Source organism: Pseudoxanthomonas mexicana (assembly GCF_014397415.1).
Lineage (GTDB): Bacteria > Pseudomonadota > Gammaproteobacteria > Xanthomonadales > Xanthomonadaceae > Pseudoxanthomonas_A > Pseudoxanthomonas_A mexicana.
Map to the genome: position 1 here is coordinate 1,018,797 of NZ_CP060731.1, position 19,425 is coordinate 1,038,221.

The 19,425-nt window shown below is 67.7% G+C and carries 22 protein-coding genes; 10 read left to right on the forward strand and 12 right to left on the reverse strand.

Annotated features, from left to right (window positions below; translation table 11 throughout):
• Positions 1-3: 3 nt before the first annotated feature.
• The 4 genes from IAE60_RS04620 to IAE60_RS04635 are packed head-to-tail and all read right to left on the reverse strand — an operon-like array spanning position 4 to position 2,983.
• Complete coding sequence (locus tag IAE60_RS04620; RefSeq protein ID WP_187574040.1) at positions 4-1,008, reverse strand: ArsJ-associated glyceraldehyde-3-phosphate dehydrogenase; 1,005 nt, start codon at positions 1,006-1,008, stop codon at positions 4-6.
• 44 nt (positions 1,009-1,052) lie between these two features.
• A complete protein-coding gene (locus IAE60_RS04625; RefSeq protein ID WP_187574041.1) occupies positions 1,053-1,547 on the reverse strand; it encodes an arsenate reductase ArsC in 495 nt (164 codons plus the stop codon).
• A gap of 42 nt (positions 1,548-1,589) precedes the next feature.
• The gene (arsB, locus tag IAE60_RS04630) at positions 1,590-2,615 is read right to left on the reverse strand and encodes an ACR3 family arsenite efflux transporter (RefSeq protein ID WP_187574669.1); all 1,026 of its coding nucleotides are present in this window, start codon (positions 2,613-2,615) and stop codon (positions 1,590-1,592) included.
• Positions 2,616-2,647: 32 nt separating this feature from the next.
• A complete protein-coding gene (locus IAE60_RS04635) occupies positions 2,648-2,983 on the reverse strand; it encodes an ArsR/SmtB family transcription factor (RefSeq protein WP_185894848.1) in 336 nt (111 codons plus the stop codon).
• Between the two features lie 41 nt (positions 2,984-3,024).
• On the opposite strand from IAE60_RS04635, the gene arsH reads away from it, so the two are divergent.
• From arsH to fghA, 5 genes are all read left to right on the forward strand, one after another.
• Positions 3,025-3,843, forward strand: a complete 819-nt coding sequence (gene arsH / locus IAE60_RS04640) for an arsenical resistance protein ArsH (protein ID WP_187574042.1) — start codon at positions 3,025-3,027, stop codon at positions 3,841-3,843.
• A gap of 79 nt (positions 3,844-3,922) precedes the next feature.
• Complete coding sequence (gene frmR / locus IAE60_RS04645; RefSeq protein ID WP_185894850.1) at positions 3,923-4,198, forward strand: formaldehyde-responsive transcriptional repressor FrmR; 276 nt, start codon at positions 3,923-3,925, stop codon at positions 4,196-4,198.
• Between the two features lie 14 nt (positions 4,199-4,212).
• Entirely contained in the window at positions 4,213-5,322 is a 1,110-nt protein-coding gene (locus IAE60_RS04650; RefSeq protein WP_162108651.1) for an S-(hydroxymethyl)glutathione dehydrogenase/class III alcohol dehydrogenase, read from the forward strand.
• 1 nt (position 5,323) lies between these two features.
• Positions 5,324-5,674 carry a DUF3658 domain-containing protein gene (locus tag IAE60_RS04655; protein ID WP_222937206.1) on the forward strand — a complete coding sequence of 117 codons (351 nt, stop codon included), beginning with the start codon at positions 5,324-5,326 and terminating at the stop codon, positions 5,672-5,674.
• 1 nt (position 5,675) lies between these two features.
• Positions 5,676-6,512 (forward strand): S-formylglutathione hydrolase, encoded by an 837-nt coding sequence (fghA, locus tag IAE60_RS04660; RefSeq protein WP_187574044.1) that lies wholly within the window; start codon positions 5,676-5,678, stop codon positions 6,510-6,512.
• Positions 6,513-6,570: 58 nt separating this feature from the next.
• On the opposite strand, the gene IAE60_RS04665 is transcribed toward fghA, so the two are convergent.
• Genes IAE60_RS04665 through IAE60_RS04675 form a run of 3 tightly spaced genes read right to left on the reverse strand, consistent with a single transcriptional unit; the run spans position 6,571 to position 8,601 of the window.
• Positions 6,571-7,257, reverse strand: a complete 687-nt coding sequence (locus IAE60_RS04665; RefSeq protein WP_187574045.1) for an adenine nucleotide alpha hydrolase — start codon at positions 7,255-7,257, stop codon at positions 6,571-6,573.
• Positions 7,254-7,598: a hypothetical protein gene (locus IAE60_RS04670; protein WP_187574046.1), complete on the reverse strand. Its 345-nt coding sequence runs from the start codon at positions 7,596-7,598 to the stop codon at positions 7,254-7,256. Before IAE60_RS04670 ends, IAE60_RS04665 begins: the two co-directional genes overlap by 4 nt.
• A 55-nt stretch (positions 7,599-7,653) precedes the next feature.
• Complete coding sequence (locus IAE60_RS04675; protein WP_187574047.1) at positions 7,654-8,601, reverse strand: DegV family protein; 948 nt, start codon at positions 8,599-8,601, stop codon at positions 7,654-7,656.
• A gap of 266 nt (positions 8,602-8,867) precedes the next feature.
• Between IAE60_RS04675 and IAE60_RS04680 the strand changes: the two genes are divergently transcribed.
• The gene (locus IAE60_RS04680; protein ID WP_187574048.1) at positions 8,868-10,550 is read left to right on the forward strand and encodes a sensor domain-containing diguanylate cyclase; all 1,683 of its coding nucleotides are present in this window, start codon (positions 8,868-8,870) and stop codon (positions 10,548-10,550) included.
• A gap of 11 nt (positions 10,551-10,561) precedes the next feature.
• Here the strand turns inward: IAE60_RS04680 and IAE60_RS04685 are convergent, their stop codons facing one another.
• Positions 10,562-11,821: an amidohydrolase family protein gene (locus tag IAE60_RS04685; RefSeq protein ID WP_187574049.1), complete on the reverse strand. Its 1,260-nt coding sequence runs from the start codon at positions 11,819-11,821 to the stop codon at positions 10,562-10,564.
• Positions 11,822-11,934: 113 nt separating this feature from the next.
• Complete coding sequence (locus IAE60_RS04690) at positions 11,935-13,356, reverse strand: amidohydrolase (protein ID WP_187574050.1); 1,422 nt, start codon at positions 13,354-13,356, stop codon at positions 11,935-11,937.
• Positions 13,357-13,470: 114 nt separating this feature from the next.
• On the opposite strand from IAE60_RS04690, the gene IAE60_RS04695 reads away from it, so the two are divergent.
• The 3 genes from IAE60_RS04695 to IAE60_RS04705 are packed head-to-tail and all read left to right on the forward strand — an operon-like array spanning position 13,471 to position 15,289.
• Positions 13,471-14,247, forward strand: a complete 777-nt coding sequence (locus tag IAE60_RS04695; RefSeq protein ID WP_187574051.1) for an AMP nucleosidase — start codon at positions 13,471-13,473, stop codon at positions 14,245-14,247.
• A complete protein-coding gene (locus IAE60_RS04700) occupies positions 14,244-14,753 on the forward strand; it encodes a DUF695 domain-containing protein (RefSeq protein ID WP_187574052.1) in 510 nt (169 codons plus the stop codon). The genes IAE60_RS04695 and IAE60_RS04700 overlap by 4 nt, the downstream gene beginning before the upstream one ends.
• Positions 14,750-15,289, forward strand: coding sequence for a DUF924 family protein (locus IAE60_RS04705; protein ID WP_187574053.1), 540 nt, complete (start codon positions 14,750-14,752; stop codon positions 15,287-15,289). Before IAE60_RS04700 ends, IAE60_RS04705 begins: the two co-directional genes overlap by 4 nt.
• 138 nt (positions 15,290-15,427) lie before the next feature.
• Here the strand turns inward: IAE60_RS04705 and grxD are convergent, their stop codons facing one another.
• Complete coding sequence (gene grxD, locus IAE60_RS04710; protein ID WP_187574054.1) at positions 15,428-16,357, reverse strand: Grx4 family monothiol glutaredoxin; 930 nt, start codon at positions 16,355-16,357, stop codon at positions 15,428-15,430.
• A 54-nt stretch (positions 16,358-16,411) separates the two neighbouring features.
• Between grxD and IAE60_RS04715 the strand changes: the two genes are divergently transcribed.
• Positions 16,412-17,224 carry a polysaccharide deacetylase family protein gene (locus IAE60_RS04715; RefSeq protein ID WP_187574055.1) on the forward strand — a complete coding sequence of 271 codons (813 nt, stop codon included), beginning with the start codon at positions 16,412-16,414 and terminating at the stop codon, positions 17,222-17,224.
• Positions 17,225-17,347: 123 nt separating this feature from the next.
• On the opposite strand, the gene IAE60_RS04720 is transcribed toward IAE60_RS04715, so the two are convergent.
• Both IAE60_RS04720 and IAE60_RS04725 read right to left on the reverse strand, forming a co-directional pair.
• Entirely contained in the window at positions 17,348-17,995 is a 648-nt protein-coding gene (locus tag IAE60_RS04720; protein ID WP_187574056.1) for an SGNH/GDSL hydrolase family protein, read from the reverse strand.
• Positions 17,996-18,095: 100 nt separating this feature from the next.
• Positions 18,096-19,376 carry a pyridoxal phosphate-dependent aminotransferase gene (locus tag IAE60_RS04725; RefSeq protein ID WP_187574057.1) on the reverse strand — a complete coding sequence of 427 codons (1,281 nt, stop codon included), beginning with the start codon at positions 19,374-19,376 and terminating at the stop codon, positions 18,096-18,098.
• Between the last annotated feature and the right edge of the window lie 49 nt (positions 19,377-19,425).

Genomic DNA, 19,425 nt, shown 5'->3' on the forward strand with positions numbered 1-19,425 from the left:
CCGTCAGCCCGCCTTGCCGACCAGGTGCACAAGCTCCGCGGTGCGGTTCACGTAGCCCCACTCGTTGTCGTACCAGGCGTACAGCTTCACCTGCGTGCCATTGATCACCAGGGTGGACAGCGCGTCGACGATGCTGGAGCGCGGATCGGTCCGGTAATCGATCGACACCAGTGGTCGCGTTTCGTAGCCCAGGATGCCGGCCAGCACGCCGTCGGCGGCGGTCTTCAGCAGCGCGTTCACTTCCTCCACCGTGGTTGCACGCTCCACTTCGAACACGCAGTCGGTCAGCGATGCATTGGTCAGCGGCACACGCACGGCATGGCCGTTCAGTCGCCCCTTCAACTCGGGGAAGATTTCGGCGATGGCGGTGGCCGAGCCCGTCGAGGTCGGGATCAGGCTGCTGCCGCACGCACGCGCACGGCGCAGGTCCTTGTGCGGCGCATCCACGATCACCTGCGTGTTGGTCAGGCTGTGGATCGTGGTCAGGCTGCCGTGGCGGATGCCGATGCCTTCGTGGATCACCTTCACCACCGGCGCGAAGCAGTTGGTCGTGCACGAGGCGGCGGACACGATGCGGTGCTGCGCGGGATCGAAGCGGTGATGGTTCACGCCCACCACCACGTCCAGCACGCCGGGCGACTTGACCGGCGCCGTCACCACGACGCGCTTCACGCCCTGGTCCAGGTAGGGCTGCAGCACGTCGGGTTTGCGGAATTTGCCCGAGGATTCGATCACCACGTCGCAGCCCGACCAGTCGGTCGCCACGATGTCCTTGTTGCGCGTCACTGGAATGCGTGTGCCTTCGATCACCAGCGCCTCGCCGTCGGCAGTGATCCCGCGGTCCCAGCGGCCGTGGACCGAATCGAAAGCGAGCAGGTGCGCCAGCGTGGCGGCGTCGCCGGCGGGGTCGTTGATCTGCACGAACTGCAGTTCGGGATTGTCCCAGGCCGCACGCAGGGTGAGGCGGCCCATGCGGCCGAAGCCGTTGATGCCAACGCGAATGCTCATGGAAGATTCTTGGCTGGAGAAGGAATGGAAGCGGGGTGTGGCGTTCAGGACGATCTGCCGATCTCGCGCACCCGCGTCTCCAGCGCCAGGCGATCCAGCGCCTCGGGCTTGAGCGCCAACAGCAACGTGATGCGGTGCTGCAGCAGGTGCAGCGCATGGGCGAAGGCCTGGCGTACCTGCTCCGGTGAACCGGCGACGGCGGCGGGATCTTCGACCCCCCAATGCGCGGTGACCGGATGGCCGGGCCAAACCGGGCACGCTTCGCCAGCCGCCTTGTCGCAGACGGTGATGATCAGGTCCATCGCTGGCGCGTCGGCGGCCGCGAACTCATCCCACGGTTTGCTGCGTAGTGTCGCGGTCGGCAGGCCGGCGTCCTGCAGGATCTGCAGCGCGATCGGATGCACGCGTCCGCGCGGATGGCTGCCTGCGCTATAGGCATGGAAGCGGCCCTTGCCCAGGTGGTTGGCCATGGCCTCGGCCAGGATGCTGCGGGCGGAGTTGCCGGTGCACAGGAACAGCAGGTTGTAGGGGCGGTCCATGGGCGTGTCCTGAAGGGAGGGGAGTGGGTGCGGAGGAAGGAATCAGGCGCGGCGTTCGTACCAGGGCTTCGACGCATTGACGATGCGGACCACGGACAACATGACCGGCACCTCCACCAGCACGCCGACCACCGTGGCCAGCGCCGCGCCGGAATGCACGCCGAACACGCCCACGGCCGTGGCCACGGCGAGTTCGAAGAAATTGCTGGCGCCGATCAGCGCCGACGGGCCCGCCACGCAATGGGCCACGCCCAGCCTGCGGTTCAGCCAGTAGGACACGCCGGCGTTGAAATACACCTGGATCACGATGGGCACCGCGAGGATCGCGATGACCAGCGGCTGGCCGATGATCTGGCGGCCCTGGAAACCGAACAGCAGCACCAGCGTGAGCAGCAGCGCGCCCAGCGATACCGGGCCCAACCGCTTGAGCAGCGCCTGCAGCGCGACCTCGCCGCCGCGGCGCATTATCCAGCCGCGCAGCATCGCCGCGACGATGACCGGCACCACGATGTACAGCGCCACCGACAACATCAGCGTCGCCCAAGGCACGGTGATCGACGAGATGCCCAGCAGCAGGCCGACGATGGGTGCGAAGGCCATCACCATGATCGCGTCGTTCAGCGCGACCTGGCTGAGCGTGAAGCGCGGCTCGCCATCGCAGAGGTGGCTCCATACGAACACCATCGCCGTGCACGGCGCTGCCGCCAGCAGGATCAGCCCGGCCACGTACGAATCGATCTGCGCTGCAGGCAGGTGGTCTGCGAACACATGGCGCACGAACAGCCACGCCAGCAATGCCATCGAGAACGGCTTGATCGCCCAGTTCACGAACACGGTGACGCCGATGCCCTTCCAGTGCCGCTTCACGTCGCCCATCGCGCGGAAGTCGATCTTCAGCAGCATCGGGATGATCATCAGCCAGATCAGCACCGCCACCGGCAGGTTCACCTTGGCGATTTCCGCCGCCCCCAAGGTGGCGAACGCGCCCGGCAGCAGATAGCCCGCCGCCGTGCCCACTCCGATGCAGCCCAGCACCCACCAGGTCAGGTGGCGCTCGAAACCGCCCATGCGGCGCGACAGCGGCGGCGTATCGGCTGCCGTCATGCGCAACCTTCAGGGCCGCACGGTGCGGCAGGCGCGCATTGCGCCGTGTCGCCACCGCAGCAGTTCCGGGTCAGGAATTCGATCAACCCGTTCATCGCCGCGAAGTCGGCCCGGTAGCAGACGTGCCGGCCGCGTGCCTCGCTCTGCACCAGCCCGGCGGCCACCAGTTCCTTCAGGTGGAACGACAGCGTCGCCCCCGGAAGTCCCAGTGCCTCGGCGATCTCGCCCGCCATGCGACCGGAGGGGCCGGCCTCGACCAGCAGGCGGAAGACCGCCAGGCGGGTGGTCTGGCCGAGGGCGGCCAGGGCAACGGTTGCGTTTGTTATTTCCATAATTCTAGAATAATCGAACAATCACAGCCTAACAAGCCGACATGACAGTTACATTGCTGCCGCAGCTCGCGCCCGAGGCCTTCGACATCCCGGACGCCGACAAGCTCGCCATCGCCGGTTCGGAGCATCCGCCGCGCATCCTCATTCTGTACGGCTCGCTGCGCCCGCAATCCTTCAGCCGAAAACTGGCGCTGGAGGCCGAGCGTCTGCTGCAGCAGTTCGGTGCGGAGACGCGTGTGTTCCATCCGCACGACCTGCCCATCCTGGACAGCGTGGGTGCGGACCATCCGGAGGTGCAGCGGCTGCGCGCGTGGTCGCAGTGGTCCGAGGGCCAGGTCTGGGTCAGTCCGGAACGCCACGGCACCCTGTCGGCGGTGTTCAAGAACCAGATCGACTGGCTGCCGCTGTCCGAGGGCAGCGTGCGCCCCACCCAGGGCCGCACGCTGGCGGTCATGCAGGTGTGCGGCGGCTCGCAGTCGTTCAACGTGGTCAATGCGTTGCGCGTGCTGGGCCGGTGGATGCGCATGGTCACCATCCCCAACCAGTCGTCGGTGCCGAAGGCCTGGCAGGAATTCGATGAAGCAGGCCGCATGAAACCCTCGCCCTACTACGACCGCGTGGTGGACGTGATGGAGGAACTGGTGAAGTTCACCCTGCTGGTGCGCGACCGCAGCGACTACCTGACCAGCCGCTACAGCGAACGCAAGGGCGACCTGGCGGCACGCGCCGTGACAGCCGCGTCCGGCGTGGCTGAAGAGACCGCACCGGTAGCGACTCCGCTTGCCGAAGCGCGTCAGGAAGAGGCCGCCGCCGCACCGGCCAGTCCCTGCTGCGGTCCCGCCTGCTGCGCCACCACGTAGCGATAGCCGGACGGGTGGGGCTTCATGTGCGGGGGTGAGTGACTTATACTCCCCCCCACTATCGAGGTGCGTGGCCGACATGCCCCATTCCCCCGCCGACAAGAAGAAGGCGCTTACGCGCGTGCGCCGCATCCGGGGTCAGCTGGATGCGCTCGAGCGTGCGCTGGAGGACGGCGCCGACTGCGCGCCCGTGCTGCAGCAGCTCGCCGCCGTGCGCGGTGCGGTGAACGGGCTGATGTCGGAAATCCTGGAAAGCCATCTGCGCGAGGAATTCGCGCATCCCGCCTCGACACCCGAACAGCGCGAGGCCGGCATCGATGCCGCCGTCGCGCTGGTCCGTTCCTATCTGAAATAAGCAGGAGTGCCGCCATGAAATCCCGTGCCGCCGTCGCCTTCGCCGCAGGCGAACCGCTGAAGATCGTCGAGATCGACGTCGCCCCGCCGCAGAAGGGCGAAGTGCTGGTGAAGATCACCCACACCGGCGTCTGCCACACCGATGCGTTCACGCTGTCGGGCGAGGATCCGGAGGGCCTGTTCCCCGTCGTGCTGGGCCATGAAGGTGCCGGCATCGTGGTCGAGGTGGGCGAGGGCGTCACCAGCGTGAAGCCGGGCGACCATGTGATTCCGCTGTACACCGCCGAATGTGGCGAATGCCTGTTCTGCAAGAGCGGCAAGACCAACCTGTGCACGGCGGTGCGCGCCACCCAGGGCAAGGGCGTGATGCCGGACGGCACCTCGCGCTTTTCCTACGAAGGCCAGCCGCTGTACCACTACATGGGCTGCTCGACCTTCAGCGAATACACGGTGGTCGCCGAGGTCTCGCTGGCGAAGATCAACCCCGAGGCGAATCCGGAACACGTGTGCCTGCTGGGTTGCGGCGTCACCACCGGCATCGGTGCCGTGCACAACACCGCCAAGGTGCAGGCCGGCGATTCGGTCGCCGTGTTTGGCCTGGGCGGCATCGGCCTGGCCGTGATCCAGGGCGCGCGCCAGGCGAAGGCCGGTCGCATCATCGCCATCGACACCAATCCTTCGAAGTTCGAGATGGCGCGGCAGTTCGGCGCCACCGACTGCATCAATCCCAAGGACTACGACAAGCCCATCCAGCAGGTGATCGTGGAGATGACGGGCTGGGGCGTGGACCACTCGTTCGAGTGCATCGGCAACGTCAACGTCATGCGCGCCGCCCTGGAGTGCGCGCATCGTGGCTGGGGCCAGAGCGTCATCATCGGCGTCGCCGGTGCGGGGCAGGAGATCAGCACGCGTCCGTTCCAGCTGGTGACGGGCCGCAAGTGGATGGGCACGGCGTTCGGCGGCGTGAAGGGCCGTTCGCAGCTGCCCGGCATGGTCGAGGACGCGATGAAGGGCGACATCGAACTCGCGCCGTTCGTCACCCACACCATGCCGCTGGACGAGATAAACGAAGCGTTCGACCTGATGCACGAAGGCAAGTCGATCCGGTCGGTGGTGCATTACTGAGATGACCATGTCCTTGGAAAAGTCCCCCTTTGACGCGACGCCTGACGCAGCGATGGAGGGCGGCGCCCTCGACCAGGAAGCCCGCGACGCGATTGCGCGACTGGGTGAAGACGACCTGCTGAAGATCGATCAGGCGATCCTGTCTTCGCTGGGTCGCGAGTGGAAGAAGGCGGGTTTCATCACCGCAGGCGTCATGATTGCCGCCCCGGACGAATACGAGGATCTGCCGGAGATGTTCTACGCATCCCGGATCCGGGCGCTTGCCGAGGCATCGCGCATCGAGACGAAAGGCGATGCGCGTGCATTGAAGACCTTCGAGATCCGTCTGCCGCCCGCAACGGGAGTTGCCTGACATGACGACCGAGCGCATCGAACACCGTGCCTGCTTCGGCGGCTGGCAGGACGTCTACCGCCATCGCTCCGAGGTGCTCGGCTGCGACATGACGGTGGGCGTCTACCTCCCGCCGCAGGTCGAACAGGGACCGTGCCCGGTGCTGTACTGGCTCAGCGGCCTGACCTGCACCGAACAGAACTTCATCACCAAGGCCGGGGCGCAACGCTATGCGGCCGAACACGGGATCATCCTGGTCGCACCGGATACCAGTCCGCGCGGCGAGGACGTGGCCGACGCCGAGGGGTACGACCTCGGCAAGGGTGCGGGCTTCTATGTCAACGCGACGCAGGCACCGTGGGCATCGCACTACCGCATGTACGACTACATCGTCGACGAGTTGTCTGCCTGGGTCGAGGCCGATCCGATGGCCAGCGACCGGCGTGCGATCAGCGGGCATTCGATGGGCGGGCATGGTGCATTGACCATCGCACTGAAGAACCCCGGGCGCTACCGCAGCGTGTCCGCGTTCTCGCCGATCGTCGCACCGTCGCAGGTACCGTGGGGACAGAAGGCGTTCGCGGCCTACCTGGGCGATGATCGCGAGGCCTGGAAGGCCTGGGACACGGTCGAGCTGATCAGGCAGGCACGCGAGCAGCTGCCGCTGCTCGTCGATCAAGGCGATGCGGACGAGTTCCTGCAGGGCCAGCTGAAGCCGGAACGGCTGCAGGCTGCCGCTGCCGAGGCGGGCCACCCGCTGACCCTGCGCATGCAGCCGGGCTACGACCACAGCTACTACTTCATCGCCAGCTTCATCGGCGACCACATCGCGCACCACGCCGCGGCATTGAAGGCGTAGGGCGGGCTCCGGCCCGCCGATTACCCGCCCGCATGCGCGACGGTGGGCCGAGGCCCCCCTACGTCGCAGCCGCGAGTTCGTAGTCGGTGAAGGCGAAGCGACCCTCGCGCAGCTCGGTGTCGCCTTGCACGAGCGTCATGGGCGTATCGAACATCGGTCCAGCCGATACGCAGGTATGGAACTCGCCGTTCTCGCCGCAGGCATCGACGTGGGCAGGCAGCTCGCCGAGCAGTGTCCGGTCGAAGTCGCGACCTGCGAATCCGGCATCCAGTTGCTGCGTATCGACACAACACAGCTGCGCGCGCAGTCCCCCGTCGATCATCTCGTGTGCCAGAGAGGCGGTGTCGCGGCCGAACAGCGGCGTGACGACGTCCCAGCCCACGCGGGCCAGGTTCGCCACGCGCCAGGCGCGGATGTCTTCGAGGAAGAGATCGCCGAACGCCATCGTGCGCAGTCCCGGCCAACGGTCCCTGGCTCGGGCGATGGCATCGGCCATGGCGTGTTCGTAGTCGGTGTTCGAGCACTGCGCGGGAATCATCGCTTCCAGCAGCGGCAGGCCGGTCGCGCGTGCCTGCGCATGCAGCACGCTGCGGCGGATGCCTTGCATCGACACGCGGTCGTACTCGCGCGTGACGGTGGTCAGCAGGCCGACGACATCGACATCACCGCGTTGCCGCAGGAGGTGCAGCGTCCAGGCGGCGTCCTTGCCACCGCTCCAGGCCAGCAGGACGGGCGTGCGGCTCAAGCCGCGGCGACGTCGCGCAATTCCCAGGCGCCGCCGGCGAGCAGGCGCAGGCGATGCTTCAGGACATGACCGGGAATGGAAGAGCGGGCGACCAGCAGGATGCTGAGGTCGTCCTGCTGGCCGGCGACCGCGGCATCCGGGTCCACGGCGCCGAGGCCGGGATCGACGTCATCCGGATCGTCCTGGCGTGCCCGCCAGCGTTCGAACAGGCTGCTGGTACGCAGCGCGTGCTGCAGCTGCGCGGCGAATTCGTCCGCGCCGTGGGCATCGAAACTGAAAGCCGGATCGGCGCCGCGTGCGCGTGCGGGATCGGGAAGACTGATGTAGTAGCGGACCGCCATGGCGCCCCCGGTTCAAGCCAGGGGCATAGCGTAGCCCTGCCGCGTTAGGCGGTCGTTATGTCGCCTTGAACGGTGCGGGCGGCGCGGCGAAGGCGGCCACGACGGCGCCCTTGCCCACGTTGACCATGCCGGTGAGGCTCATGACGCTTTCGAACACCTCCACCTTGTTGTTCTCGCAGATGTCGCGCAGGCGCTGGTAGCCGGGCAGGGCGCGCATTTCCGACAGTTCGCCGCCGTAGCTCAGGCAGACGGTGGGCGTCATCAGGCCGGCCATCACCCGGTTGCCGGTGAACTTGAACATCTGTTCCACCGCGTTCTCGAAACCCTTGATCTTGGCCGCCGGTTCGGTGTTGCCGGCGTGGCCGTACAGCACCGGCTTGATGTCCAGCGCGCTGCCCAGCGCGGCGCTCAGCAGGCCCACGCTGCGGTCGCCCTTGGTGCGGGCGCGGTTGCGCAGGTAGTACAGGTCGCGCGGGATCATGTAGCCGTGCGTGTTCTGCGCCAGTTCTTCCAGCCGCACGCGGATCTGCTGCACGCTGGCACCGGCGTCGCGCATGCGCACGGCTTCCACCGCGGTGATGCCCTGCGCGGCGAACAGGTTCTGGGTGTCGATCACGCGCAGCGCGAACGGCGAGTTGTGGCCCGCGGCCTGCCGCACCGGCTTGTAATCGTTGAGGATCGCGAAGCTGGCCTGCATCGCGTTGTCGTGGATCGGCGAACGCGTCTTGGTGATCGTCATGCAGAACACGTGGTCGTAATCGATCACCAGCCGGCCCAGGAACAGGTCGCGGATCTGGTTCACGGTGAACGGCGTGGTCTCGGCCTCGTGGCCGCGCTCGGCCACGTGCGCATGCAGGAAGCTCAGCGTGGCCTGCTCGTCGCGATGGTCGGCCAGCACGGCTTCGCCGATGCGCACCGTGATGGGCAGGATGACGATGTTGTTCCGTTCCAGGTACTCCAGCGGCAGATCGCACGCAGAGTCGACGACTATCCCAATGCGCATCTCAGCCCCTCCCGGCATCCGTCGCATTTGTGCTTATCTCCGCAAAACTAGCGGACAACGGTGGGCAAGTCGTCGCGTAAACGCATGAAGTGTGATTTGCGTCACTTTTTCGGGGTGGGCGCGCAAAGCTGGAAACCTAGCCTCCATCCCGTTCCAGAGCAGGCTTGCGCCCCACTATTCATGTGACGAATGTCACAAATACGATGCGCGCCGGCTTGTCCAGGGCCCGGCCGCGCCGGACACTCGCAACGAACGCATGGGACAACATGAAACAGGGGCGGTGGATACTGCTGCTGCTTCTGGCCCTGCTGATGGCGGAGGGTGTGCGGGGGGAAAACATCGCGCGCATCGACCGCATCCAGCCGCAAGCGCTGGAACAGCAGGCGGGACAGCGCGCCGGATTGTTCTCGGAACGCCGCTTCGAAAGCGGTGGCGCGTCCATGCGCGTGATCGGCAACGGGGCGTGGCGCATCACGCCACGTCCGGGCGTACGCGAACCGCTGCTGGTGTTCTACCACCCGTATACGGCGCGGATCAGCGTGCAGGAGCCGCCGGGCGCCACCGTGCGACGCCAGGACATCTTCAGCCCCCATCTTGACCCGCGCTACAGCCGGCGGGCGCTGGTGTTCCCGCTGAGCGGCGACGGACCGGTCCATGTGAAGGTGGAGGGCGCGCGCTATCCCCTGCGCGTGGCCGTGGAGCCGGGGCCGGCCTACGCGGCGGCCGACCTGTGGCATGTGCGTCTGGTACTGCCGGCGATCGGCGTGGTGCTGGGCGTATCGCTGGCGGTGCTGCTGTTCTGGGCCATGCTGCGCGACCGCGTCTACCTGCTGTACGCGGGCGCGATGCTGTTCCAGCTGCTGTATGCCTTGTGCTCGTACGGCGAGGCCTACGCATGGCCGGGACTCTCGATGCTGGCGCGGTTCGGTGCCCAGGGCATCTGGGCCGTCGGGACGCTGGCCACCATTCTGCTGGTGTACCTGTGGCTGGACTACGCCGGCCTGCGCAAGGTGACGCCGCGGCTGGCGGCCGCCGTGCGTGTCGTCGGCGCCTATGGCTGCGGCCTGACGCTGGTGCTGCTGGTCTCCCCCTGGCCGGCCGACAAGGCGTGGTTTCCGGACATCGCCAACGCCCTGTTCCTGCTCACCAATGCGATCGCGCTGGTGACGCTGGTGGTGGCCTGGCGCCGCGGCCAGCGGCACGCCGCCTACGTCCTGATCGCCTGGGTGCCGCTGCTCGCCTTCACCATGGCGCGCGCGCTGCGCTTCAGCGTGGGCGAACGCGCCGAGCCGTGGCTGGAGTACGGCCTGCCGTGGGTGCAGGCGTTCACCGCGGTGGTGCTGGCGCTGGGCCTGGCCGACCGCATGCTGACCTTCCGGCGCGAACGCGACCGCGCCAAGGCCCATGCCGAGCGCGACGGCCTGACCGGCGTACTGAACCGCGGCGGCATCGAACACCGGCTCGACTGGGCGCTGATCGAGCGCGAGCGCGAACGCATGCCGGTGTCGCTGCTGTTCATCGATCTGGACAACTTCAAGCAGATCAACGACCGCCACGGCCATGCGCTTGGCGACGCCTGCCTACGCGCGGTGACGCGCGCGGTGAGCGAGCAGTTCCAGTACGGCGACCAGCTGGGTCGGTTGGGTGGCGAGGAGTTCGTTCTGGTGCTTTCCGGCGTCGAACTGCCGGCCGCACTGCGCATCGCCGAGCAGGTGGGCGCGCGCATCCGGCGGGATTGCGCCAACGTGGAAGGCGTGGCGGTCGCCGTCACCGCCAGCATCGGCGCCGCACAGGCGCGCGACCGGGATTCGGTGGCGTCCCTGATCGCGCGCGCGGACCAGGCCATGTATGCGGCCAAGCGTGCCGGCGGCGACCGCGTGATGGCGGAAGACGCCCCGGAGCGCGTCCCGGAAAACACGAAGGCGCCCGAAGGCGCCTCCGTGGACTGAACCGAGGCGGGCTACTTCGAATAAGCGCGTGGCAGCGGGCCCGCCTGCTGCAGGTAGCGGTCGCGCAGCTCGGTCTGGCGCGAGCGCATCGGCATCGCGCGGCCGCCCAGCCACACCTGCTGCGCCGTGTGAGCCACATCCAGCGGATCGCCGCTCCACAACACCAGATCGGCCAGCTTGCCCGGCGCGATGGTGCCCACGCGGTCGCCCACGCCGAAGGTCTCCGCCGGCACGCGGGTCAGTCCGGCCAGGCCGTCTTCCCAGGGCAGGCCGTTGGCCACCGCATTGCCCGCCAGCTGGCGGATCTTGCGTGCGTTGTGCGAGGCATCGCCAGCCTGCGAGAAGCCGACGCCCACGCCGGCCGCATCCAGCCGCGCCGCGTTTTCCAGCGTGGCGCCGATCTGGTCGAAGTCCGCCGGCAGGTCCGCCAGCGCGTCGACGAACACCGGCACCTTCGCCTGCGCCAGCTGCGGTGCCAGCTTCCAGGCCTCCGCGCCGCCGGCGATGGCGATGCGCACGTTCTCGCGCTGCGCCCACCGCAGCAGCTGGCGGATGTCGGCGGCACGGTTCACCGCCACCACGATGCGGCCATTGCCGGCCAGGTAGCGCGCCAGCGTGGCACGCCCGGCCGGCGTCAGCAGCGCATGCGGCGAATCCACCGGCACCCGGCCGCGCGCCTCGGCCACCATCTGGTCCAGCAGCATCCACTGCGCCGCGCGCGATTTTCCGCTCAGCTCGGACGCGCCGCCGCCCAGCCGTACGAACAGCGCGCGCGGGCCGACCGGGTCGGCGCTGCCGTCCAGCCGCATCACGCCGCCCTGGCCGGCGATGAAGGAGCCGCCGGTCGCTGCGGCCAGCAGGGTGAAGCCGATGCCTTCCACGCGCGCCACCGGGATCACCACCGACGCCGGGTTGTAGGCCAGCGTCACGTCGAACTCCGGACGCATGGGCTGGTCTTCCAGCGTCACCGCCGCATCCACCGTCGACGATTCACCGGAGACCTCCTCGATGCCGATCTCGGTGATGCCGCCGAAGAAGGCCGGGGTCAGCGGACGGCCGTCGGCTTCGACCACCGTCGCGGCGGCGGGTGCGGCCAGTGCGGTACCGACCGCCTGCACCACGCCATTGCGCACCAGCACGTCCGCGTTCTTCAACGTGCCCTGCGTCCCGGCGGTGTGCACGGTGGCGTTGCGGATCAGGACGTCCTGCGCGAGGGCTGCGAAGGACGTGGACGCCAGTGCAGCCGCCAGCGCCAACTTTTTCACCGTCATCCCGGCGAAAGCCGGGACCCAGCGACTTGCGTGGGAATGCGAGGCAGTGACGGGAAAAGGCACTGGGTCCCGGCTTTCGCCGGGATGACGGGGGGAGAGATTGTGGATGCGCTTCATGGCATCACCTCCTGCCCCAGCATGAAGTCCGACACCGGTTGCCGGCTACGGTCTTTGCGGTCGTACAGGCGAGCCCCGTCGATGTAGACCTGCTCGGCCTTGGCGTACACGCTGAAGGGGTTCTGGTTCCACACCACCACGTCGGCCATCTTGCCGGCCTCCAGCGTGCCGGTGCGCTCGGCGATGCCCAGCGACTTGGCCGCGTTGCCGGTCACCCAGCGGATCGCGCGCTCGGGCGGGATGTCGCCCATGCCGGCGCGGCGCGCGTTCGCCATCACCTTGGCCGCTTCCTGGTTGAGGCGCTGGATGCCCTCGTCCGAATCCGAATGCACGATGGCGCAGCTGTTCGCCGGGCGGTCCACCAGCGCGATGTTCTCCTGGATGCCGTCGAACGCCTCCATCTTGAAGCCCCACCAGTCGGCCCACAGCGCGCCGCACACGCCTTCCTGCGCCAGCCGGTCGGCCAGCTTGTAGGCCTCCACGCCGTGGTGGAATGCGGCCACCTTGAAGCCGAACTCCTTCGCCAGGTCGAGCATCGTCGCCATCTCGTCGGCGCGGTAGCAGTGGATGTGCACCAGGATCTCGCCGTTGATCGCACCCGCCAGCGTGTCCAGCTTCAAATCGCGCTTGCCGCCGCTGTCGCCGCCGCTGTCCGCCTTGTCGTCGCCGGATGCGCGCTCCCACCAGCGCTTCTTCTTCGGCTGCTGCGGCTTGGGCGCGTTCTTCTTCAGGTATTCGCTGGCATCGATGAAGGCTGCGCGGTAACCCGCCACATTGCCCATGCGCGTGGCCGGGCCGCTCTTGCCGCCGTACACCCGCTTGGGGTTCTCGCCGCAGGCCATCTTCAGACCCCAGGGCGCACCGGGAAACTTCATGCCCTGGTAGGTGGTGGACGGCACGTTCTTCAGCGTCACGCCACGGCCGCCGACCAGGTTGGCCGAGCCGGGCAGGATCTGCAGCGAGGTCACGCCGCCCGCCAGTGCGGTGTGGAAGCCCGGATCCTGTGCCCAGATGGAATGCTCGGCCCAGACATTTGCCGTCACCGGCGCGGTCATCTCGTTGCCGTCGCTGTGCGCCTTCACGCCCGGGCTGGGATACACGCCCAGGTGCGAGTGCACGTCGATCAGGCCGGGCGTCACCCACTTGCCGGTCGCGTCGACGCGGGTGGCGCCTTCGGGCGCGGACAGGCCCCGGCCGACCGCCGCGACCTTGCCGTCGGCCAGTAGCACGTCGGCGCCATCGAGGCGTTCACCGGTGCCGGTCAGCACCGTCGCGTTGGCCAGCAGCACCGGCGCCGCCGCGATGGCGCGGTAGGTGCTGGGGTACGGGTCCTGGGTGAAGCGGGAGGCGGGCGTGGCGGCCATCGCGCCCCCGCCCAGCGCAGCCAGTATCAGCCCGGCCAGCAAGGTCGTTCGCATCGTGCATTCCCCTGGAAGAGACCCGAAACCTAACCGGCGGCGCCGCGGCTTGCCAAGTGCAGGCGTCGCAGTCGTGCCAGAATCGCCCCACAACAACAAGAAAAAGAGGCTTCCATGAAGGACAAGAGCGAGATCGTCGACAACTGGCTGCCGCGCTACACCGGCGTGCCGCTGGACCAGTTCGGCGAGCATATCCTGCTGACCAATTTCGGCGGCTACCTCAACGTGTTCTCGCAGCTGACCGGCGCGCCCATCGTCGGCCTGGACCGGCCGATGGCCAGCGCCACCGCCGACGGCATCACCATGATCAACTTCGGCATGGGCAGCCCCAATGCCGCCACGATGATGGACCTGCTCAGCGCGATCTGTCCCAAGGCGGTGCTGTTCCTGGGCAAGTGCGGTGGATTGAAGCGGAAGAACCAATTGGGCGATCTGATCCTGCCGATCGCCGCGATCCGTGGCGAAGGCACCAGCGAGGACTATCTGCCGCCCCAGGTGCCGGCGCTGCCCGCGTTCGCGCTGCAGCGCGCGGTGTCGACGATGATCCGGGACCTGGGCCACGACTACTGGACCGGCACGGTGTACACCACCAACCGCCGCGTGTGGGAGCACGACACGGCATTCAAGGAACGCCTGCGCGCGATGCGCTGCATGGCCATCGACATGGAAACGGCCACCATCTTCGCCGCGGGCTTCGCCAACCGCATCCCCTGCGGCGCGCTGCTGCTGGTCAGCGACCAGCCGATGATCCCGGAAGGCGTGAAGACCGAAGCCAGCGACGCCAAGGTCAGCTCCTCGTTCGTCGAGAACCACATCACCATCGGCATCGAAGCGCTCAGGCTGATCCGCCGCAACGGGAAGTCGGTGCGGCATCTGCGGTTTGACGAATGACCATGCTGAAGTCGATGCTCCTTGCCGCGCTTTTAGCGGTCAGTCCGATCGCCGAACAGGATCAACGCACCTGGGCGATCGCAGTGGCGAAGCATCAGGCGCTGGACCGCTCAGTCGTCTACCGATATGTCCAGAAGTTCGAGCCAGGTTTCGATAAAAGGGCTTTCCCCACGCGCATTGATATCCTTTGGGACTACGATTCGTCATTCGGAATGCCGTCCGACGACGAGCGTGATCGCATGGATGTCGCAGAGAATACGTTTGTTCCAGGTGTGGAGCGCGACGGATCTGCCGCGCTGGTCTATGTCGAAACAGCTGAGGGTCGTAGGCAATGGAGTTCTTATGTTCGCTCGGAAGATGAGTTCATGCGGCGACTCAACGATGCCCTGAGTTCCAGTGAGGCGCTGCCCATTCATGTCGAATCGATGAGCGATCCGGACTGGGCGCTGCATGCAGAGTTCCTTGACGGACTCAAGCCCCAAGAGCAGGAGGAATCTTCCAAATGAACGAATCCAACGACGTCATCAGCTTCTGGAAGAGCGCGGGCTACGAGAAGTGGTTCTCGCGCGATGACGCCTTCGACGCAGAGTTCGACCAGCGCTTCCGCGGGCTGCACTTCCGCGCGGCGCGGCGGGAACTGGAAGGGTGGATGGGCGACGCCGAAGGCGCGCTGGCGCTGATCCTGTTGTTGGACCAGTTTCCGCGCAACTGCTTCCGGCAGAGCGCGCATTCGTACGCCACCGACGGGCTGGCGCGGCACTACGCCGCGCGGGCCATCGAGGCGGGATTCGACGCGCAGGTCGATCCGGCGCTGAAGATCTTCTTCTACATGCCGTACGAGCATTCCGAAGCTTTGGACGACCAGCAGCGTTCGCTGGACCTGTTCCGTGCCACCGGTGATGAGAACTACATCAAGTACGCGCAGTTGCACTACGACCTGATCGCCCGCTTCGGCCGGTTCCCCCATCGCAATGAGGCGATGGGCCGCGTCTCCACGCAGGAAGAGCGCGATTACCTGGCCAGCGGCGGGTTCAGCGGCTAGCGTGTCACGCTATACGTGGGAGCGACGTCAGTCGCGATTGCGGAAGAAGTTTCCGGTCGCGACTGACGTCGCTCCCACGATCCTGTAACGAAAAAGGCGGGCCGGAGCCCGCCTTTTCTGTGTCTGCGAAGACGCGACTCAGTACTTGCTGATCGTGCCGTCCACGTCATCGGCCCAGGCATTGATGCCGCCGGTGACGTTGTGGACGTTGGTGAAGCCGAGTGCGCGGAACTCTTCCGCGGCCTGCTGGCTGCGGCCGCCGCTGCGGCACAGGAAGGCCAGGGCCGTGTCCTTCGGCAGCGCTTCCAGTTCGGCACGGCCGTTGCCGTCGAAGGTCTTGAACGGCAGCTTCACCGAGGCGATGGCGCGTTCGTCGGCCGGACGCACGTCGACCAGCAGCACTTCGCTGGCACGGACCTTCGCGTCGGCATCCGTCGGCGACAGCGCCTGCACCGGTTTGGGCGCGTTGGGGTTGTCGATCGCCAGGCCCTTGCCGCGGATGTCGTCCACCCAGTCGATGGTGATGCCGTCGGCGCGGCGCGCGCTGGCCAGGTCGAACTGCACGCGCACGCCATTGGATTCGGCGGCGATGGCGTTGGCGTCGAACTGCGCCAGCTGGAAGTTCGGCTGGAACTGCGCGTTGATCGACAGCGCCAGCGCGGTACCCGGGCCGGCGTCGGCCACGGCGTTCTGCAGCATCTCGGCGGCGGCCGGGGTGATGGTGATCGCCGGCGGCGTGCGGTCCGGCGCCTCCAGGCCCAGCAGCGTGGCCAGTTCACCGGAGTTGGTCATCTGCTCGATGATGTCGCTGCCGCCGACCAGTTCGCCGTCGATGTACAGCTGCGGGATGGTCGGCCAGTCGCCATAGACCTTGATGCCCTCGCGGATCTCCTGGTCGGCCAGCACGTTGACGTGCGCGTAGTCCACGCCCAGCGCCGACAGCGCGCCCACCGCCTTGGCCGAGAAGCCGCACTGCGGCATGGTCGGCTGGCCCTTCATGAACAGCACCACGCGGTTGGACTGCAGGAGGGATTCGATGCGCGAGCGCAGGGCGGGGTCGAGGGACATGGACGGGTACCGGTCAGCGGGAGGGGAATTCTACGCCCCATGGCATCATGGGGCATGAGCACGACAGGAACACTGCATCGTCCGCCGCGCCGTCCCGGCCTGATATTGGGCCTGTTGGTGCTGTCGCAAGTGGGCGTGGCCTGCCTGTGGTGGCGGTTCGGCTGGCAGGTCGGCCTGCCGGTGATGGTGGCCACCCATCTGATGGTGGTGGCGGCCACGCTGCATCCGCGCGCCACCCTGTTCTGCCCGGCCCTGGCGCGGTTGCCGACGACCGAGCGGGTAGTCTGGCTGACCATCGACGACGGGCCCTCCGACGACACCGATGCGATGCTGGAACTGCTGGATCGCCACCGGGCGCGGGCCACGTTCTTCCTGGTGGGCGAGCGGGCGCGGGCGCATCCGGCGCGGGTCCAGGCCATTCGCGACCGCGGCCATGGCATCGGCAACCACAGCGCCGATCACCCCGATACGCGCTTCTGGCGGCTGGGGCCGGCCGCCATGGAAGACCAGATCGGCCGCACCCAGTCCATCCTCACCGCGATCACCGGGCAGACACCGCGCTGGTACCGCAGCGTGGTGGGCATGACCAACCCGTTCGTGGGACTGTCGCTGAAACGGCACGGCCTGGCGCGCGTGGCCTGGAGTGCGCGCGGCTTCGACGGCGTGAACTGCCGGCCCGACCAGGTGCTGGCGCGCATCACCCGCGACATCGCGCCAGGCGCCATCGTGCTGCTGCATGAAGGGGCGGCGCACGGGCACAACGTGGCTATCCTCGAGCAGCTGCTGACGTGGCTGGATGCGGAGGGCTATCGCACGGTGGTGCCGGAGCCCGAAGGCCTGCGCGTGCCCTCGGTCGCGGTGGCGTGATCCTTCTCCCTCCGGGAGAAGGTGGCGCGTAGCGCCGGATGAGGGTGTGGCGATATCGGGAGGGTTGACCGCCGATGACTCCGTCGCACCCTCACTCCAACCCTCTCCCGGGGGAAGAGGGGCTTAGGCGAGCAACCGGTGCGCCACCGGGAATGCCAGCCGCGTCCATTCGGTGTACATCGCGGCGGACGGATGCAGGCCGTCGTCCGCCACCATCGCCGGCTCGGCGCCACGTGCACGACTGACCGGGGTAATGTCGACGAAGGCCACGCCGCGTTGCTTGCAGGCCTCGCGCGCCGCGAGGTTGTAGGCATCCAGCTCGCGCGCGATCTGTGCGACATCGCGGCCGGACTTCGCGCCGAACGGAGTCACACCCCAGTCGGGAATCGACAGCACCAGCACGCGGTCGGGCCGGTTGCCGGCGAAGCCGATGGCCCGCCACAGCAGCGCGGCGAACTGCGTGCGGTATTCCTCCACCTCGCGGCCGCGGTACTGGTTGTTCACGCCGATCAACAGGCTGACGAAGTCGTGCTGACCCAGTGGCTCGGCGGCGGTGATCGCGGCATCCAGCTCGTCGGTGGTCCAGCCGGTGGTGGCGATGATGCGCGGGTCGCCGAGCAGCACGCCTTCCTGCCGCAGCAGGCGCGCCAGCTGCATGGGCCAGCGGCCCGCCTCGTCCACGGCTTCGCCGATGGTGTAGGAGTCGCCCAGTGCGAGGTAGCGCAGTTCGGTGGTGAGGGCACTGATGTGGGGAGTGGCGATGGTCGTCATGGAACCTGCCTGTGGGAGCGACGTGAGTCGCGATGGACGACGAGGAGATTCGTTCGCGACTTACGTCGCTCCCACAACAACCCCACAACGGCACTGCGGCTTACGCCGCCGCCGGCCGCGACGTGCCCTTGATCGGCACCACCTTGGTGGCGGCCTCCGCGCGGCGCGACAGGGCGCGGTCGATGCGGGCGAAGACTTCGCGCATCGTGGCCGCTTCCGGCAGCAGGGTGACGCGGAAGTGGTGGCGGTAGGGCACGTTGAAGCTGGAGCCCGGCACGACCAGCACGCCCTCGGTTTCCATCAGTTCCAGCGCGAACGTGTGGTCGTCGAAGCCCTTGGCGGCATCGCCGACCACCGCCGGAAATGCATACAGTGCGCCGGCCGGGTTCACCAGCGCCAGGTGCGGGCTGGCCTCGCAGGCCTCGATCACCGCGCGGCGGGTTTCGTACAGGCGGCCACCCGGCGCGCACAGCGCGCTGATGGTGTCCGGGCCGTTGACCGCCGCTTCGATGGCGTACTGGCCCGGCACGTTGGCGCACAGGCGCAGCGCGCTGAGCAGGTCCATCGCATGCAGGAAATCGCGCACCACGTCGCCGTGGCCGGACACCACGCCCCAGCCCACGCGCCAGCCGCAGGCGCGGTGCACCTTGCTCAGGCCGCTGAAGGTGATGCACGGCACGTCGCCTGCGAGCGGGGCGACCGGCACGAAGCTGGCGCCGTCGTACAGCACCTGGTCGTAGATCTCGTCGACCATCAGCAGCAGGCGGTGCTTGGCCGCGATGGCGACGATGCGCTCCAGCAGCTCGCGCGGGTACGTCGCGCCGGTGGGATTGTTGGGGTTGATCAGCACGATGGCGCGGGTGCGCGAACTGACCAGCTGCTCGATCTCGACCGGATCGGGCAGGAAATCGTTGTCCGGATCGCAGCGGTAGTACACCGGGCGGCCGTCGTTGAGGATGGTGGCCGCCGACCACAGCGGGTAGTCGGGCGAGGGCACCAGCACTTCGTCGCCCGGATTCAGCAGCGCGCGCAGCGACAGGTCGATCAGTTCCGACACGCCGTTGCCGACGAATACGCGGTCCGGGTGCGCATCCGGCGTGCCGCGCTGGGCGTACGCCGCGGCGATCGCATCGCGCGCCGAGGGCAGGCCCTGCTGGTGCGTGTACGGATCGGTGCGGCCCATGTCGTCGGCGATCGCGCGCTGCAGGTGTTCCGGCGCACGGAAACCGAACGCGCCCGGGTTGCCGATGTTGAGCTTGATCAGCTTCTGCCCTTGGGCCTCCAGTTCCCGGGCTCGCCGCGCCAGTTCGCCCCGGATTTCATAGCGGACTTCGGACAGGCGTTCGCGCGTGGCGAGCGGTTTGACGGGCGGGGTGGGCATGGCGGGACCGCAGAAGGGCGAATGAGCTGGGGAGGGCCAGCTTAGCGGA

What these genes read in the sequence shown, in the direction of transcription:
- IAE60_RS04620 (WP_187574040.1), bottom strand. Translation starts at nt 1,008, where the DNA reads ATGAGCATTCGCGTTGGCATCAACGGCTTCGGCCGCATGGGCCGCCTC.
- IAE60_RS04625 (WP_187574041.1), bottom strand. Translation starts at nt 1,547, where the DNA reads ATGGACCGCCCCTACAACCTGCTGTTCCTGTGCACCGGCAACTCCGCC.
- arsB (WP_187574669.1), bottom strand. Translation starts at nt 2,615, where the DNA reads ATGGGCGGTTTCGAGCGCCACCTGACCTGGTGGGTGCTGGGCTGCATC.
- IAE60_RS04635 (WP_185894848.1), bottom strand. Translation starts at nt 2,983, where the DNA reads ATGGAAATAACAAACGCAACCGTTGCCCTGGCCGCCCTCGGCCAGACC.
- arsH (WP_187574042.1), top strand. Translation starts at nt 3,025, where the DNA reads ATGACAGTTACATTGCTGCCGCAGCTCGCGCCCGAGGCCTTCGACATC.
- frmR (WP_185894850.1), top strand. Translation starts at nt 3,923, where the DNA reads ATGCCCCATTCCCCCGCCGACAAGAAGAAGGCGCTTACGCGCGTGCGC.
- IAE60_RS04650 (WP_162108651.1), top strand. Translation starts at nt 4,213, where the DNA reads ATGAAATCCCGTGCCGCCGTCGCCTTCGCCGCAGGCGAACCGCTGAAG.
- IAE60_RS04655 (WP_222937206.1), top strand. Translation starts at nt 5,324, where the DNA reads ATGACCATGTCCTTGGAAAAGTCCCCCTTTGACGCGACGCCTGACGCA.
- fghA (WP_187574044.1), top strand. Translation starts at nt 5,676, where the DNA reads ATGACGACCGAGCGCATCGAACACCGTGCCTGCTTCGGCGGCTGGCAG.
- IAE60_RS04670 (WP_187574046.1), bottom strand. Translation starts at nt 7,598, where the DNA reads ATGGCGGTCCGCTACTACATCAGTCTTCCCGATCCCGCACGCGCACGC.
- IAE60_RS04675 (WP_187574047.1), bottom strand. Translation starts at nt 8,601, where the DNA reads ATGCGCATTGGGATAGTCGTCGACTCTGCGTGCGATCTGCCGCTGGAG.
- IAE60_RS04680 (WP_187574048.1), top strand. Translation starts at nt 8,868, where the DNA reads ATGAAACAGGGGCGGTGGATACTGCTGCTGCTTCTGGCCCTGCTGATG.
- IAE60_RS04685 (WP_187574049.1), bottom strand. Translation starts at nt 11,821, where the DNA reads ATGACGGTGAAAAAGTTGGCGCTGGCGGCTGCACTGGCGTCCACGTCC.
- IAE60_RS04690 (WP_187574050.1), bottom strand. Translation starts at nt 13,356, where the DNA reads ATGCGAACGACCTTGCTGGCCGGGCTGATACTGGCTGCGCTGGGCGGG.
- IAE60_RS04695 (WP_187574051.1), top strand. Translation starts at nt 13,471, where the DNA reads ATGAAGGACAAGAGCGAGATCGTCGACAACTGGCTGCCGCGCTACACC.
- IAE60_RS04700 (WP_187574052.1), top strand. Translation starts at nt 14,244, where the DNA reads ATGACCATGCTGAAGTCGATGCTCCTTGCCGCGCTTTTAGCGGTCAGT.
- IAE60_RS04705 (WP_187574053.1), top strand. Translation starts at nt 14,750, where the DNA reads ATGAACGAATCCAACGACGTCATCAGCTTCTGGAAGAGCGCGGGCTAC.
- grxD (WP_187574054.1), bottom strand. Translation starts at nt 16,357, where the DNA reads ATGTCCCTCGACCCCGCCCTGCGCTCGCGCATCGAATCCCTCCTGCAG.
- IAE60_RS04715 (WP_187574055.1), top strand. Translation starts at nt 16,412, where the DNA reads ATGAGCACGACAGGAACACTGCATCGTCCGCCGCGCCGTCCCGGCCTG.
- IAE60_RS04720 (WP_187574056.1), bottom strand. Translation starts at nt 17,995, where the DNA reads ATGACGACCATCGCCACTCCCCACATCAGTGCCCTCACCACCGAACTG.
- IAE60_RS04725 (WP_187574057.1), bottom strand. Translation starts at nt 19,376, where the DNA reads ATGCCCACCCCGCCCGTCAAACCGCTCGCCACGCGCGAACGCCTGTCC.